The 14,689-nt window shown below is 60.5% G+C and carries 15 protein-coding genes and 1 pseudogene; 10 read left to right on the top strand and 6 right to left on the bottom strand.

Translation table 11 applies throughout. The features are described 5' to 3' along the window. Positions 1-43 precede the first annotated feature (43 nt). Complete coding sequence (locus ACP3TE_RS04120; protein WP_105661629.1) at positions 44-364, bottom strand: hypothetical protein; 321 nt, start codon at positions 362-364, stop codon at positions 44-46. A 157-nt stretch (positions 365-521) separates the two neighbouring features. Here ACP3TE_RS04120 and ACP3TE_RS04115 point away from each other — a divergent pair, with 157 nt between their 5' ends. Continuing rightward, positions 522-1,241, top strand: a complete 720-nt coding sequence (locus ACP3TE_RS04115; RefSeq protein ID WP_426735453.1) for a M50 family metallopeptidase — start codon at positions 522-524, stop codon at positions 1,239-1,241. Here ACP3TE_RS04115 and ACP3TE_RS04110 read toward each other — a convergent pair. Then, a complete protein-coding gene (locus tag ACP3TE_RS04110; RefSeq protein ID WP_166650682.1) occupies positions 1,233-2,366 on the bottom strand; it encodes a YihY/virulence factor BrkB family protein in 1,134 nt (377 codons plus the stop codon). The two genes, ACP3TE_RS04115 and ACP3TE_RS04110, sit on opposite strands and share 9 nt — an antisense overlap. A 664-nt stretch (positions 2,367-3,030) precedes the next feature. Between ACP3TE_RS04110 and ACP3TE_RS04105 the strand changes: the two genes are divergently transcribed. Both ACP3TE_RS04105 and ACP3TE_RS04100 read left to right on the top strand, forming a co-directional pair. Further along, on the top strand, positions 3,031-3,756 hold the full coding sequence (locus ACP3TE_RS04105) for a transglycosylase family protein (RefSeq protein ID WP_105657352.1): 726 nt from the start codon (positions 3,031-3,033) through the stop codon (positions 3,754-3,756). 531 nt (positions 3,757-4,287) lie between these two features. After that, positions 4,288-5,238, top strand: coding sequence for a CoA transferase (locus tag ACP3TE_RS04100; RefSeq protein ID WP_426735450.1), 951 nt, complete (start codon positions 4,288-4,290; stop codon positions 5,236-5,238). On the opposite strand, the gene ACP3TE_RS04095 is transcribed toward ACP3TE_RS04100, so the two are convergent. Together ACP3TE_RS04095 and kynA are read right to left on the bottom strand one after the other, a co-directional pair. Continuing rightward, the gene (locus ACP3TE_RS04095) at positions 5,235-5,954 is read right to left on the bottom strand and encodes a PaaX family transcriptional regulator (RefSeq protein ID WP_146112260.1); all 720 of its coding nucleotides are present in this window, start codon (positions 5,952-5,954) and stop codon (positions 5,235-5,237) included. The genes ACP3TE_RS04100 and ACP3TE_RS04095 overlap by 4 nt on opposite strands. A gap of 109 nt (positions 5,955-6,063) precedes the next feature. After that, positions 6,064-6,930, bottom strand: a complete 867-nt coding sequence (gene kynA, locus ACP3TE_RS04090; RefSeq protein WP_105657355.1) for a tryptophan 2,3-dioxygenase — start codon at positions 6,928-6,930, stop codon at positions 6,064-6,066. A 152-nt stretch (positions 6,931-7,082) separates the two neighbouring features. Between kynA and ACP3TE_RS04085 the strand changes: the two genes are divergently transcribed. The 4 genes from ACP3TE_RS04085 (at position 7,083) to ACP3TE_RS04070 (ending at position 10,976) form a co-directional block, all read left to right on the top strand. After that, a complete protein-coding gene (locus ACP3TE_RS04085; protein ID WP_426735448.1) occupies positions 7,083-7,766 on the top strand; it encodes a CE1759 family FMN reductase in 684 nt (227 codons plus the stop codon). Between the two features lie 236 nt (positions 7,767-8,002). Further along, positions 8,003-8,788 (top strand): 2-oxo-hept-4-ene-1,7-dioate hydratase, encoded by a 786-nt coding sequence (gene hpaH, locus ACP3TE_RS04080; RefSeq protein ID WP_426735446.1) that lies wholly within the window; start codon positions 8,003-8,005, stop codon positions 8,786-8,788. Beyond that, on the top strand, positions 8,773-9,582 hold the full coding sequence (locus ACP3TE_RS04075; protein WP_426735444.1) for an aldolase/citrate lyase family protein: 810 nt from the start codon (positions 8,773-8,775) through the stop codon (positions 9,580-9,582). Before hpaH ends, ACP3TE_RS04075 begins: the two co-directional genes overlap by 16 nt. A gap of 62 nt (positions 9,583-9,644) precedes the next feature. Then, the gene (locus tag ACP3TE_RS04070) at positions 9,645-10,976 is read left to right on the top strand and encodes a cell division protein PerM (protein ID WP_286172070.1); all 1,332 of its coding nucleotides are present in this window, start codon (positions 9,645-9,647) and stop codon (positions 10,974-10,976) included. An 18-nt stretch (positions 10,977-10,994) separates the two neighbouring features. Here the strand turns inward: ACP3TE_RS04070 and ACP3TE_RS04065 are convergent, their stop codons facing one another. Beyond that, entirely contained in the window at positions 10,995-11,633 is a 639-nt protein-coding gene (locus ACP3TE_RS04065; RefSeq protein ID WP_402735697.1) for a hypothetical protein, read from the bottom strand. 105 nt (positions 11,634-11,738) lie between these two features. Next, positions 11,739-12,269, bottom strand: coding sequence for a DinB family protein (locus ACP3TE_RS04060; protein WP_426735442.1), 531 nt, complete (start codon positions 12,267-12,269; stop codon positions 11,739-11,741). 148 nt (positions 12,270-12,417) lie between these two features. Between ACP3TE_RS04060 and purN the strand changes: the two genes are divergently transcribed. The 3 genes and pseudogenes from purN to ACP3TE_RS04045 form a co-directional block, all read left to right on the top strand. Beyond that, the gene (gene purN / locus ACP3TE_RS04055) at positions 12,418-12,987 is read left to right on the top strand and encodes a phosphoribosylglycinamide formyltransferase (protein WP_133833195.1); all 570 of its coding nucleotides are present in this window, start codon (positions 12,418-12,420) and stop codon (positions 12,985-12,987) included. A gap of 32 nt (positions 12,988-13,019) precedes the next feature. Beyond that, positions 13,020-14,534 carry an SDR family NAD(P)-dependent oxidoreductase gene (locus tag ACP3TE_RS04050; RefSeq protein WP_426735440.1) on the top strand — a complete coding sequence of 505 codons (1,515 nt, stop codon included), beginning with the start codon at positions 13,020-13,022 and terminating at the stop codon, positions 14,532-14,534. Positions 14,535-14,564: 30 nt separating this feature from the next. Then, positions 14,565-14,645, top strand: a pseudogene (locus ACP3TE_RS04045) (hypothetical protein); the annotation flags it as partial. Positions 14,646-14,689: the final 44 nt, after the last annotated feature.

The following is a 14,689-nucleotide window of genomic DNA, read 5'->3' as shown; positions in this document are numbered from 1 at the left end:
TAGTCAACGTAGCACCAGACCCCGACAGATTCGCTGATGCCGCTTAGGACAGCTCGTCTTTGTTCTTCTTGGGGCCGCCAAGAACGAGCGAGAGAATGGCAACGCCGGCAGTCACCGAGTTCACCGCTGGCCACGCACCGATTTTCTTGGCCAGCGGATGCGAAGCGCCGAAGCCTCCGAGATAGGCGCTGATCAAGGCAATGGCTTTAGCGGTTCCAGCATCTTTCTTCCAAAGCAGGAAGGCGCCGGCACCTGCAGCACCGAGCACAACGGCAGCCAGCGGGCGCTTCTTGGTGGCACGACCGGTAGCGTAGCCGCCCACTAAACCGGTGGTGGCCAAGGCGGTTGAAACGATGCGAGACATGAGACTCCTCCAGATATACGGCACAGTGTTCCGCTTTGCAGACTATGCCCGTCACCTGTGATGTTTCCCAGAAAGTCGGGAAATGCACTCGCCGGTCACTTTGTGGCCGGTGGGGCTTGCAAGAATGAGTAATACCGAACGCCGATGAGGAGCAGGAATGAATCTAGATATTGCCCAGGCCTGGGAGCGGCTCTCGCAGCCGGTGAACGTGGCCTTGAACCAGTGGCAGTGGCTGATCGTTGCGTTCTTGATCCTGCTATTGGTGGTCCCTCGTCCGGTCTGGCGGATCACCGGCTTGTACTCCACGCTGATTCATGAGCTCGGCCATATCATCGCGGCCTTATTCACGGGCAGATACGTGGCTGGCTTGCGGCTGGGCTGGGATCATTCCGGAGAAGTGCGGAGCATTGGACGGGGCAAGATTTCTGTCATCATCGCCGGGATTTTCGGGTACCCCGCACCGATATGGGTTTCAGCTTTGATGCTGTGGGGCATATCCACGGGCTATTCCGGGCGGGCGTTCGGCATCTACGCGTTGCTGTTCCTGCTGGCGCTGATCTTTGTCCGAAATTGGCCGGCCTTTATTGTGTGCACTATTAGTGCACTCGTGGCATTGGCAGTAGTCTTCTTTGCGCCGGTCGAAGCGTACCTGTACCTGGCTTTGCTTATCGCCGGGTTCTTGCTGCTGGCTGGCCTAAAAGACTTCGTCAAGCTTCTTTCGGTACATGTTTGGAGACGCCACGATATCGCCCAGTCCGATGCGTACCTGATCGCCGAGGCTACCCGGACCTTCGCCTCATTGTGGGTTGTGGTGATTCTTGTTCTGGGTTCCGGCGGCCTGTGGTGGGCACTGCAGAGCTTATCGGGACTATTCTGAGCCCCTGCGCAGATCGCGTTTGGTTTTCATGCGGCTAGCGGTCCAGGCCGCCACGGCAACCAGCCCCATGGGGAGCAGCTTCGTCTTGCGCTTAGGCTTCGTGGATGGATCCCTCTCCATATCTTGCAGCGGGTCGCCACCGTGCTTGATACGGATTTCCTGGGCCTGGACGAGATCCTTGTATGTTGCCAATTCCTGCTTGGCTACCAAAGTGTCATCACGCAGTGGAAGAAGTACGTCATCTATGGCAGGCATGCCCGTGCGAAGCTGGCGGAGGCGGATGAATTCGATATCCACCAAGGCTCCGAGGAGCAAAGCGATGTTGCTGATCCAGCAAGCAAGAATCAAGATGATCACGCCGCCAATGGTTCCGTAGGTGGCGGAGTAGCTGGCGAACTGCGAAACATAAATACTGAAACCGAATACCGACAGTCCCAGGATCACCAGAGCTGTCAGTGTGCCGGGCGAGAACCAGCGGAATTTCGTTGGCTTGACGTTGGGGGTGAAGTAGTAAAGCAAGGCTAGAACCAGGAGCAGCATAATGAGCATCAATGGCGGCTTGGCGATATTCAGCACGAGCACAAAGCTGTCGCCCATGCCAATAATATTGCCGATTCCGCGGGCGACGGAGCCAGAAGCGAGCAGCAGCACCAGGGTCACGACGGCAACCAGCATGATCAGCACCGTAATCAGGAACATCTGAGGACGGCGCTTCCACTGGGGGCGGCCTTCCGGTGCCCCGTACAGCCGGTTCAACGCGCGGCTGAATGCCGTGACGTATCCAGATGTACTCCACAGCGCGCCGAGTGAACCGGCCAGGATTGCCCAGAACGTTCCGCTAGCTTGGGATGCCAAGCCAGCGAGCAACTGTTCGGCCGTGTCGAGCAATTGCTGGGAGTCGCTACTTGCAGATTGTCCGTTCGGGGCGAGGCTCTGCTCTAGCAGCTCCATGATCCATTTGGTGCCGCTTTCGCTGGCACCGGCCAAAGACAGGAGCGAGATCAATGCCAGTAATCCGGGGAACATGGCAAGAACCATGAAATAGGACAGGGAAGCTGCAACGTCTAGTCCATCGTTGCGAAAGAATTCCCGCAGGGCCCGGGGGTAGCAGGTCAAGGATTCCATGAATCGGTCTTTGCTTGTGCTGCCTTGTACTGGCATTGAGTTCCCCTGTCTGACTGATGAAATCAAACCTACAGCGCTGGCTTCTTGAAACAAATTACCTCAGGGCAATTCAGCTGTCCTGTCGCTTGAACGTCGCGGTGTGTCCATCGCCCGGGAGGCCTTGCAGGTGGCAGCGAGGAAAAGGCCGTCTGCCGGAGAAAAATTGCCCCTTCGGATTGCCCGACGCCTTGGGTTTAGGACGCAGCTTTTCCAGCTTTGGCGAAAGCGGAATGCAACCTTGAAGGGAGCTGGGCACGGCCCAGAAATGAATTGCAAGCTATATCACAGCGAACTGGATAATCTCCACTTTTGGAAAGTAACATTTTCGTTGCTTGATATGGGGATCATGGTGATTTTCTGACCCGATTAAAAATTTTTTTCTGGCCAATTGACCTGTATTTACGGGGTTTCTGACCGTTTCCTGAGTTGCGAGGGTGGTGGGTTGGTGCGTTATGGTCATTCATAACGTTTCGATAACACTCGCAGTGTTATGGGGAAACAGGTACTGCCGGGACTTCCAAACCACTCACCAGGGCAGTATTTAATCAAAGTCGAAATGCGACGCTGAGTGGTGCACGAGGATGGTCTAGGAAGACCTGAGCGCGGGAAGAGCAACTGGAGAATCATGATCCAGCAGAAGACCAAGAACTTGATCCGCCGCGGTGGAGCCTCGCTGGCCGCCGTTGCAGTTGCCGGCACCGCAATCGTTGCAGCTTCCGCACCAGCTAATGCCGCAGGCACCTGGGACAAGCTGGCTCAGTGCGAGTCCGGTGGCAACTGGTCCATCAACACCGGCAATGGCTACTACGGTGGCCTGCAGTTCTCGCTGTCCACTTGGAAGGCGTTTGGCGGTTCGGGCATGCCTCACCAGGCTTCGAAGGCCGAGCAGATTCGCGTTGCAACCAAGGTCCAGGCATCCCAGGGTTGGGGCGCATGGCCAGCATGTACCGCAAAGCTGGGCATTAGCGGTTCCCCTTCGGGTTCCGCGACTCCTCAGAAGCAGGCTCCTCAGCAGCAGGCAGCACCAAAGCAGCAGGCCGCTCCTAAGCAGCAGGCGGCCCCAAAGCAGCAGGCAGCACCTAAGCAGCAGGCAGCTCCGGTCCAGAAGCAGGCTCCCAAGCAGCAGGCAGCTCCAAAGCACGCTGCTCCAGCTCCAAAGGCACCAGTGTTCAACATTGACGTGACCGATTCGGGCAAGGACTACACCGTCAAGTCCGGCGATACCTTGGCTAAGGTTGCCGACCAGCTTGGCGTCAAGGACTGGCGTGGCCTGTTCGTCTTGAATGACGACCAGCTGAGCAACCCAGACCTGATCATGGTCGGGCAGACCCTGAACGTTCCAGCGAACTAATTCCGCAGAGCTTCAGATAACCCGTGTCGCGTATTTTTTACGCGACGCGGGTTTTCCGTTTTCCAACTGCCTGCATCGAAGTGGTGATTTTCCGGGTATAGGCTGAGGTTCATGCTGCATTCCGAAGATGAGCGCGTGGCCGAAGGCCATATCCTGGGTTCGGGGTTCACCACGCACCGATTGCTCGAGACGGCAGGTGATTGCCCTGTTACTGGGCCCGCGGTTTGGTGGGCTGGTCCTTTGAACGCGGAGAAGCTCGCAGCTCGATCCGTTGGCTTGGTATGTTCCGCCCTTAATGATCTTGCCGCTGCCTCACCATGGCTCGCCACGGCGACGCCGGATATCGCAGCTGCCTTCGCGTCCTCTGCCCACTTGCGCATCGCGGGGCAGAAACCACAAGGTTTTGCGCGATATTCGGGATTCTACCGAACGGCCGACGGCTGGATCAGAACCCACGCGAATTACCCTCACCATGAACGCTCGCTCCACTCTGCATTGGGAACATCTTCGGGGATTGACATCGCCGACGCAGTGGCAAGCCTTTGTGCCCACGATGCCCAAGAACGCATTATTGCCGCTGGTGGAATAGCCGCGCAGGTGCGATCCCGTCAACAGTGGCTCAGCTCGGCAGAGGGCCAAGCGGCCGGCAGCGGGCACTGGGCTCAATTCCGCATGCGCCCAACAGGTTCGGCTCCGGTCTGGAAATTTGACCCGCGTGCAGCAATGCCCCTTCGAGGGTTGAAGGTTCTGGACCTCACACGGGTCATCGCTGGCCCCACCGCAACCAGGACGTTGGCAGTACTTGGCGCCCAGGTCTTGCGCGTGGACGGACCGCTGCTCCCCGAATTGCCTTGGCAATATGTTGATACCGGATTCGGCAAGCGCAGCACGCTGCTGGATTTGAAAAACGCAGCAGGGCAGGCGCGGATCCACGAACTGCTGCAGGATGCTGATGCCGTCCTCTTGGGCTATCGCCCCGGGGCTTTGGCCAAGGCAGGGCTTGGCGGGGATGAATTAGCCCAGCGGTACCCGCAGCTCGTTGTTGCTGAATTAGGTGCGTGGGGCTTCGAAGGACCCTGGGCCCAACGGCACGGGTTCGACAGTATCGTGCAAGCTGCCACCGGCATCTCGGAGGCTTACCGTGGTAACGGGCAATCACCGGGCGCATTGCCGGTGCAGGCTTTGGACCACGCCACTGGCTACGGGCTCGCTGCTGCCGTCATCGCTTTGGTTCGGGCGCGCAGTGTCCAAGGGCGTACCGGGTCGGTGCGATTCTCCTTGGCTCGGACCGCTCATGCGCTGTTCGCCTTCGACGCCCCGCAACAACCCGTTCAATTCGACGGTGGCGTGCGGCTGAAGCGGGTGGATAGTACTTTCGGCACCCTTGACTATGTCCCGCCGCCCTTCAGTATGGCAGGCCAGGCGCTGGACTACCCTGGTCCGCCTGCTCCGTATGGAGAAGATGAACCAGTCTGGAACTAGGAAGCCAGAAGCGAGCGTGCGAAGAGCGAGGCTGGTTCCTGGAATGCGCTGGACAGTGCCAAGAAGCGTTCCCTGCTTTCATCGCCAGGCCAGTGGGCGGGCAGCATGAACTCCGGCAAGCCGGGGTCAAGGTAGGGAAGAGCACGCCATGAATCGACCATCGTGACATACCCCCGATAAGCGCTGGACGGAGCAATGTCGCTGGAATCCAGGGAAGCGGTGCTCTCCAGGAACGCTCGATGCAACGTGCCCAGGCGCTCAAGATCCCACCACTGCCCGGCAGCCTGCTGCGGTGGTCCGGGGAAGTATGGTTTCTGGGCGGTAAAAAGCGTCGCGTGTTCCCTGGCTCCCAGGGCACTGAGCACCGCCGAGACTTCCTCTCGCAGGTACTCGGGGAAAATCCATAATCCGGAGCCGAGCATGCCGCCGCCAAGCTGCAAGAAATGCTTGCGTACCTGGTGGCGCAAGGAGCGCAAGGTCTCTGGCAGGGAGTAGGCCACCAGGCACCAGGGGTCACTGCCTGACATTTGGCGCGGGGTGAATATTCTTCTGGTGCCACGCTCGAACATCTGTTGCGCCGCGCTCGGAACGCGCAAGGTGGAAGATTGCGCTGCTTCCAGCACTTCCCGGTCAATCAGTCGGGAGATGGCGGTTTGCGCCGCAGGGACCGAGACTCCGGCAGCATGTGCCAGTTCCACTATTCGGGTGCGCGCCACCGGAGTTTTCTCATGCCGTATATAAAGGCCGGTAATCGTGCGGATAATCGATGTGGCGCTTCCGCATCTCGCCTCGAAGTCATCGAGGCTCAGAGCCGTGAGGGAGGTGCTACTTGCCAATTTCGGTACGCACCGCGAACAGCTCTGGGAAAAAGGTCAGGTCCAGGGCGCGCTTGAGGAAGTCAACGCCCGAGGAGCCACCGGTGCCGCGCTTGAATCCGATGGTGCGCTGGACAACGCGCATGTGGCGGAAGCGCCATGCCTGGAAGTTGTCCTCGACGTCTACCAGGTCCTCGCAGGCTTGGTAGAAGCCCCAGCGGGTGTCCTCGGACTCGTAGATATCCTTGAATATTGGCACCAGTGCCTCCTGGAATGCCCAAGGCTTGGTGAAGTCCCGTGAAAGCACGTCTTCGGGAATGTCGTAACCGTGGCGGGACAGGGCGGCCAGGAACACATCGTAGAGACCTGGCTCGTGAAGCAGTTTGGACAGTAGCTCGTGGGCCTTTGGATCTGCCTCGTGGACCTTGAGCATGCCTTCATGCTTGTTGCCCAGAATGAACTCCACGGCGCGGTACTGGAAGGACTGGAAACCGGAGGAGGAGCCGAGGAAGTCGCGGAACTGTGCATATTCGCGCGGCGTCAAGGTCGCCAGGACCGACCACTGCTCGGTCAGGGTCTTCTGGATGTGCTTTACACGGGCAAGGCATTTCAGGGCCTTGCCGAAGTCATCGAGGCCCAGCAGGCGGCGTGCTTCGAGGAGTTCATGGAGCATGAGCTTGAGCCACAGTTCGCTGGTCTGGTGCTGGATGATGAAGAGCATTTCATCGTGGTGCTCGGGAACGCTGACCGGATGCTGCGCTGACAGGATGCGTTCCAGATCAAGGTAGCCGCCGTAGGACATCGTGTTTTTGAAGTCAGTGCGGACGCCATCTTCAATCGCGCGCTGATTCTCGGTCTGTGGCTTCGGAGTGCTCATATGCAGATATTATCAATAAGATTGCGACCGTCACAATAGTGAAAAACCGAATTGAGCCGACGAGGCGAAAAGATCTGCCGATGCCGGGAATACGTCCGGCGCCCCCGCTGTTGATACATGCATACGCATATAAATAGTGAAAGGCAAGAACAGTGAGCAAGTCAGTAGTCGTCATCAGCGGTGGGCTGGGAACCCCATCGAGCTCCTCGCTGCTGGGCCAGCAAATCGGAGAGAATATTGCCGCGCAGCTAGCTGCCGCCGGCGTGCAAGCCGACGTGAGCAATATCGAACTGCGTGAGCATGCTGGTGAAATCACTAATAATATGCTGACCGGTTTCGCCGCCCCGGGCCTGCAAAAAGTTATCGACGCAGTGGTGAATGCCGACGTGCTCGTTGCCGTCACCCCGGTCTTCACGGCCTCGGTCTCAGGCCTCTTCAAGTCCTTCCTCGATATCCTGGACCCTAAATCGCTCAACGGCAAACCGGTCGTGCTCGCTGCCACCGCGGGAACCCAGCGGCACCAGCTCGCGGTTGACTACGCCATGCGTCCGATCTTCTCCTACCTCAGGGCGCACATCATGCCGACAACGGTTTTCGCGGCTTCGGAAGACTTCGGGGGACATTGGTTGACCGGCACGCTGGCAGATCGCGCTCGCCGGGTTGCGCGAGAAGTCGTCCTGGCGCTGTCCCTGAACGAAGGGGAATTCTCCGCTGATGCGGATTTGGGGGATACCCGTTCCATCGCTCCCTCGGTCAGCGAATTCGCCGACCCCGATGATGAACTCTCCTCACTGCCCTTCGAAGCGTTGCTGGCAAACCTCAAATCCGGATCCTGAGTCGGCCGTTCCGCCAGGTTGCGCCCACGGCCATGCACCCGCACCGGGGCTCATGGCGGTGGGCCAAATCTTTTGCGAAAAGGAGCCCGAAGGACCACGAAAAGTCGAGCAGAATGTTAGTACGATGTGCCTTCAATCTCGAACCTCGGTACGATCAAGAACCGTGAGCTAAGTCATCTCTTCGAGATGGCGGCAGCCCCAAGAGGTTTGAACAGTAGTGAAAGGTGTAGCCGTCGATGCTATCCGAGGAAACAATCACGGCCATTGCCGATGAGCTGGTCCAGGCCGGCGAGACGCGGACTCCCGTGCCGCGTCTGACCGCACGCTATCCAGAAATGACGGTAGAAGATTCCTACCGGGTCCAGAACCTGTGGCGCCAGCGCTCCGAAGCCGCTGGCCGCGTGCTGTTCGGCCGCAAGATCGGGCTGACCTCCCGCGCCATGCAGATGGCTACCGGAATCACCGAGCCTGACTACGGAATCATCTTCGATGACATGGTCTACGACTCCGGCGCGAAGCTGAAGTGGGAAGACTTCACCGGTGCCCGCGTAGAGATGGAGCTGGCCTTCAAGCTCAAGAAGGACATCGAAGGCCCGAGGGCGAACATTTTCGATGTGCTCGAAGCTACCGAATACGTCATCCCCGCTTTGGAAATCCTCGATGCCCGCGTGGAGATGGAAGGCCGCACCATTGTGGATACCATCAGCGACAACGCCGCCATGGGTGCCATGGTGATCGGCGGCAACCCGGTCAAGCCGGAGAACATCGATTTGCGTTGGGTCTCCGGGATCTTGTTCAAGAACCAGACCGTCGAAGAAACCGGTGTCGCAGCCGGTGTGCTGAACCACCCTGCCGCTGGCGTGTACTGGCTCGCCAACAAGATTGCCCCGCACGGCGACAAGCTCAAGGCCGGGGAAATCATCCTGGCCGGATCCTTCACCCGCCCGATGTGGGTCAATGCAGGGGATACCGTCTTTGCCGATTACGGACCGCTAGGAACTGTGACATGTCATTTCGAGTAGAAGCGGATCCGTCGCTGAAGGATGCGCTCAAGGACGCCGACCACTCGTTGGCAGGCATCTGGGTCTGTTCAGCTTCCCCGCTGATCGCTGAAATCTGCGCAGGTGCAGGGTTCGATTGGTTGTTCATCGATGGCGAGCATTCGCCCAACGACCTGCAGAACATTTTGGCCCAGCTGCAGGCCGTGCGCAGCTACCCGGTCGTTCCAGTGGTCCGCCCTGCGGTCAACGATCCGGTGGCGATCAAGCAGTTCCTGGACCTGGGCGTGCAGTCGCTGATCATCCCGATGGTCAATGATGCCCAGCAAGCCGCCGCTGCCGTCGCCTCCTGCCAGTACCCGCCCAAGGGCGTACGCGGTGTCGGTTCCGCCCTGGCCCGCTCGGCTCGCTGGAACCGCATCCCCGAGTACCTGACCCGCGCTGATGAGACCATCACCATCATGGTTCAAATCGAAGCGGATGAAGCGGTGCGGAACGTCGAGGAAATCGTTGCCACCGAAGGTGTTGACGGGATTTTCATCGGTCCATCGGACCTGGCCGCCTCCATGGGCGTCATCGGACAGCAGAGCCACCCGGACGTGGTCGCTGCGGTGATCAAGTCCATCAATGCCGCCAAGGCCGCAGGCAAGTATGCCGGGGTCAACGCCTTCGACCAGAAGAGCGCCCGCGAATACATGGCCGCCGGCGCGGATTACGTCGGCGTGGGTGCCGACGTGGCACTGCTGGCGCGTGCCACCGAAGCACTGGCTGCAAGCTTCAATTCCGAGGCCCAAAGCGCTGCTCCGGACAGCTATTAGCCCAGTGTTCTAGGCAACCCTTCAGGTCATCATTGCGCGTCGATCGAGGCCGGTCGGCGCCAATGATGGCAACATTGAAGATGATGAGCCGCGAAAAGAAACCCATGAAGGCAGTGATGTTGCGCCTGCGCAACGGCTGGCCAATGCCCCTGGCGTTGCAGGGGGTCTTCGAGATACTGCAATCCGTGGTCTTTTGCCTTGCCCTGATCACCCTGCCGCTGGTCGCCGTCTATTTCAGCGGAGGCTTCCTCGAAGACTCGTTTGAGGCCATCTTGCAGTTCGGCGGCCTCATTTGGCTGCTTATCCACGGCGTGCCGGTGGAGATCCTGAATCTCGGCCCCGAAGCTGACCCCAGTTCAGTGACCGGATGGGTCACGCTGATCCCGTTGGGACTATCGCTGTTGCCGTTCTTGTTCTGCTTGCGTGCAGGACGGCGCATCGCTCGCGCTTCCTACACCGACCAGCTCTGGCAAGGGCTGCTCGGCGCCTTCGTGGCCTACGGGGCCATCGGTACCGGTATCGGGTTCCTCGCCAATAACGCGCATGCGCGGGTCAATATCATCGCGGCGACCTTCATTCCGCTGATCATCGCGCTCGTGGGCCTGATCATTGGCGCGCGGCGCGAAGCAGGCTCCTGGGCTCGCCTTTTCGGTGTCGATACGGCCGCCTATATCCAGCGGATCTCACCGCATCGCCGCTGGGCCGGATCCTACGTATGGCATGTGATCGTGGCCGGGTTCCTCGGCTATGTCGCTGCCGTGGGAATCTCCGGATTGCTGCTGGCCATCAACCTGGGCGTGCACTGGACCGACGTCGCCAACGTGTCGCAGGAGCTGCGCCCCGGCCCGATCGGCTCGGCCGCGCTGACCACGGTGCAGTTGTCCTTCATCCCGAACGCAGTGTTCTGGGTCTTGTCCTGGATCAGCGGCGGCGGTTTCAGCATCGGTACCGGCAGCACCCTGTCCACCTTGGAAACCACGGTGGGTCCGCTGCCGTCGATTCCGATGCTGGCTTCACTTCCTTCAGGCGAGATGGCCCATCAATGGCTGTTCCTGCTGATTCCCGTGGCCGCGGGCATCGTGGCCGGCTGGTACTTCTTGCGTGTGGGCGAGAACCACCTCGAAGACTGGTTTGCCCGTCGCATTCCGTTCAATGCCCTGTCGCTGGCGGCATCGACCGCGTCCTTGGCGGTCTTCACCGGCATTGTCTGCGGGCTGCTGAGCCTGATCGGTTCCTGGCTGTCATCCGGCTCCCTGGCCATTGGGCGACTGGTTGAGATCGGCCCGAACATGTGGGCGACCGCAGGTGCCTTGGCACTGCAAATCGGTGTGGGCACCGCGATCGGCTACTTGATTGCCCCGCTGTTCGAGACCGACCCGGTACTCGAAGGCTAGAGGCTTGCCGCTGTTGGCCTAGGTCAGGCTGGCCAGGACCAGCGGATCGCCATCGGGGCGGTTGATGATGATCGTCCCCAGCGCACTGGCAGTCGACTCCTCCATCACCAGCAGCACCGAATCATTCTCGGCAACTACCTGGATATCCTCGGCTTCAAGTTCGGGATGCTCGGCGCGAAGCTCGGAGATGGAGTTCTCCACCGTCACGTCGCTGATGCCAGCCGGCATCAGGTAGGTGACGGTCTTGAAGCTGTTTTCGCCGCCATCGACCTTGAGCGGAATACCGTTCTGGACCACATAATCCATCGTCGGGCAGGTGGTCCCGGCGATCTCGTAATCGCCATCTTCTTCCACGGGCTTGGGAACGGCGATCATGCACAGCTGGCCTTCGCTGCCTACTGCGACGTAGTGCCTGCCGAAGTCCGAGGTGGCCAGCAGGTGGCGGGTTTCCGCGTCGTAGGACTCGGTATCCTCAAAGCCTTCAGGAAGCTTGTCTTCATCATCCTGCGTTTGCACCAGAAGCGGCATGTATTCTTCAGCCGATGGGACTGGAGCAGCGGATTCACCGGTCTGCGGAATCCCGGCAGAACACGCAGTCAAGGACAGCAGCCCGGTGAAAGCCAGTGCAGAAATTTTCCCGAAATATGCCTTGGGCATGACTGCCTGGCTCCTTATGTAGAACTGTTTTCGCGCGTACGCCAAGAAGTCTAGCCAAAGGGCAGTGCACCTGCCATTTGGCCCCTTCGTTTGTGTCGGGCGCGCCTAGCTGGTCTGCGGAGCCAGATCCCACAGATGATGCATGACGTCATGCCAGGCATACTGATTCAGCGTTTCAATGGTAAACGCGGCACCGTTCGAGCGCAGGCCGCGGCGGGAATACTGCGCCGGGTCGATGCTCGACAGCTTCGCGGCGTAGCGGGCGGCGCTTTCGCGCAACAGCTCGGCGACCTGCCCTGCAGGCAGCGAATTGTAGTTTCCCTCATCGGCGGCCCGGTCCTGGTCCCAGTTGGGGAACGTCGGGTCATCGTGCTCAAGCATCAGGTCCAGGCGCCCGGTCATCACCTGCAGCATTTCGGCGACGTGGGCCACGTACTCCTGGTCGCTCCAGCGGGCAGGGTTCGTGCGGGTCTGCGCATCGGGGCGCGCGAGCACCTCGATGTAGCGGTCCACGCACACCGGAAGCTGGGTCATGGCATCGCCGGGCGAGATGCCGCGCACATCGACGGCGCACTGCGCGCATACCGTCTCCAGGACAACGGTCCAGTCCTTGTCGTCGGGAACTATCTGGCTCATCAGCATCTCCACTTCGAATGGAACTCTCAAGGCCAGTCTAGGGCCGGCGCGCGACAACGGTGCCGGGAAAAGGCCTGCGGATCGAAACGCCATGCAACATTGCGTCCGGGATGAAGCGCCGGACCCGGCGAACCGTAGAATTGAATTCATGCGCATTGTGGTTTTGGTTTCAGGTACCGGTTCTAATCTCCAGGCAGTCATCGACGCAGTGGCCGACGGCCAGCTGGACAATGTCGAGATTGCGGCCGTGGGAGCGGATAAGCACGGCACCTACGGCGTGCAGCGTTCGGCTGAAGCCGGAATCGAAACGTTCGTCGTGAACTTCAAGGACTACGCGGATCGCGGCGAATGGAACCATGCGCTCACCGGAAAGTGCTTGTCCTACGCCCCGGACTATGTTGTCTCCTCCGGTTTCATGCGCATCGTCGGCGAGGAATTCATCAACGCCTTCGACGGCACCTACATCAACACCCACCCTGCGCTGCTGCCGTCCTTCCCCGGCGCCCACGGCGTGCGCGATGCGCTGGCCTACGGCGTGAAGGTCACCGGCTGCACCGTGCACATTGCCGATGCCGGGGTTGATACCGGTCCGATCCTGCGCCAGGAAGCCGTGCCGATTGAAGAGCACGACACCGAGGAATCGCTGCATGAGCGCATCAAGCTCGTCGAGCGCCGCCTGCTCATTGCCACGCTCGCCGATCTCGCCAAGGGAAAATAGGGCGCTGCCCACCGCGTAAAATTGGTGGGGAGATGACTGAACCTACGCCGCTGCCTTTGCAGGCACCAGAAACCGAACTGTTTACCGAAGCAGAACTATCCGCCGCTTTGAAGGTCCTGTCGGTGGTGCACCAGCTGGATCCCGAGGATGAACGGCACATTGCCGTGCGCAGGGCCACCAGCAACATGTTCAAGGCGGCCAAGCGCTACCGCAAGTCCCAAAAGCGTGCCGAGATCAGTGCCGCGGACAGGGCCGTGATCGAGCGCACCGCCACCGGCTCGCCGCAACGGCTGGATGACGAAACCCTCGGCCTGGACCTGAGCAGTTCAACCGGAAGCGCAAGCGCCGGGGAATTCCGCAAGCCGCGCGGCTGCTACATCTGCAAGCAGCGCTACACCACCGTGGATGCCTTCCACCATTATCTCTGCCCTGACTGCGCCGCACAGGGACGCGAACGCAGGGAGGCGCGCGCGGACCTGAGCGGCAAGCGCGCCTTGCTGACCGGCGGGCGAGCCAAAATCGGCATGCACATCGCGCTGCGGCTGCTGCGCGATGGAGCCCACACCACCATCACCACGCGTTTTCCCAAGGACGCCGCACGGCGCTTCGCGGCACTGGAGGACAGCGCCGAATGGATGCACCGGCTGCGCATTGCCGGCATCGACTTGCGCGACCCGGCACAGGTCATCTCCCTGGCCGACCGCGTCGCTGCCGAAGGTCCGCTCGATATCCTGATCAACAACGCCGCGCAGACCGTGCGGCGCACGGCCAACTCCTACCAGCATCTGGTCGAATCCGAGCAGCAGCCCCTGGCCGCGCAGTTGCTGCCTGGCAACGGGGGACCGGAGCTGTGGGGCGAAGCGAACCCGCCCTCCGAGCATCCCAAGGCCCTGGCCAGTGCCTTCCGCCTGGAAGAATCAGCACTGCTGGCCCCTGCGGTATCGGAAAGCTACGATGCGCAGCAGCTGGCAGATCTGGCCATGCGGGCCGGCTCCGCATCGCTGGAACGAATCGCAGCGGGAACCGCAATCGATGCCGGGGGCTTGATCCCGGACGTGGTGACGGAGAATTCCTGGACGCAGATTCTGGGTGATGTTGATGCCCTGGAAATGCTCGAAGTGCAGCTGTGCAATGTCACCGCCCCGTTCCTGCTCGCTTCGCGGCTGCGCCCGGCCTTGGCCGCCAGCGGGGCCCGGCGCAAGTACATCGTGAACGTCTCGGCGATGGAAGGCCAGTTCTCCCGCCGCTACAAGGGGGCCGGGCACCCGCACACCAATATGGCCAAGGCCTCGCTGAACATGCTCACCCGCACCAGCGCGGAAGAGATGCTGAAGACCGACCGGATCCTCATGAGCGCGGTGGACACCGGGTGGATCACCGATGAGCGCCCGCATGATGCGAAGGTCCGGAAAGTTGCCGACGGATGGCACGCCCCCTTGGACCTGATTGATGGCGCGGCCCGGGTGTACCAGCCGATCGTTGACGGGGAACGCGGCATTGACCTGTATGGCTGCTTCCTCAAGGACTATGAGCCATCACCATGGTAGGGATCGGCGGAAATCCTCCCCGGCTAGGACGCCAAGCCCGGTGATACCAACGGCCAGGGCGTAGGCGGGGTCTGGTATGCGGTTGCTCCGGACGGGAGACTGATCCAGTGATTCCAGCAAGCCAGGACCGTGGATTGCAGCGGGGCTGGACCTTC

Source organism: Glutamicibacter sp. 2E12 (assembly GCF_050030965.1).
Taxonomy (GTDB): Bacteria; Actinomycetota; Actinomycetes; order Actinomycetales; family Micrococcaceae; genus Glutamicibacter.
Note: the sequence above shows the minus strand (reverse complement) of the source record. Positions and strands in the feature narration are given on the sequence as shown.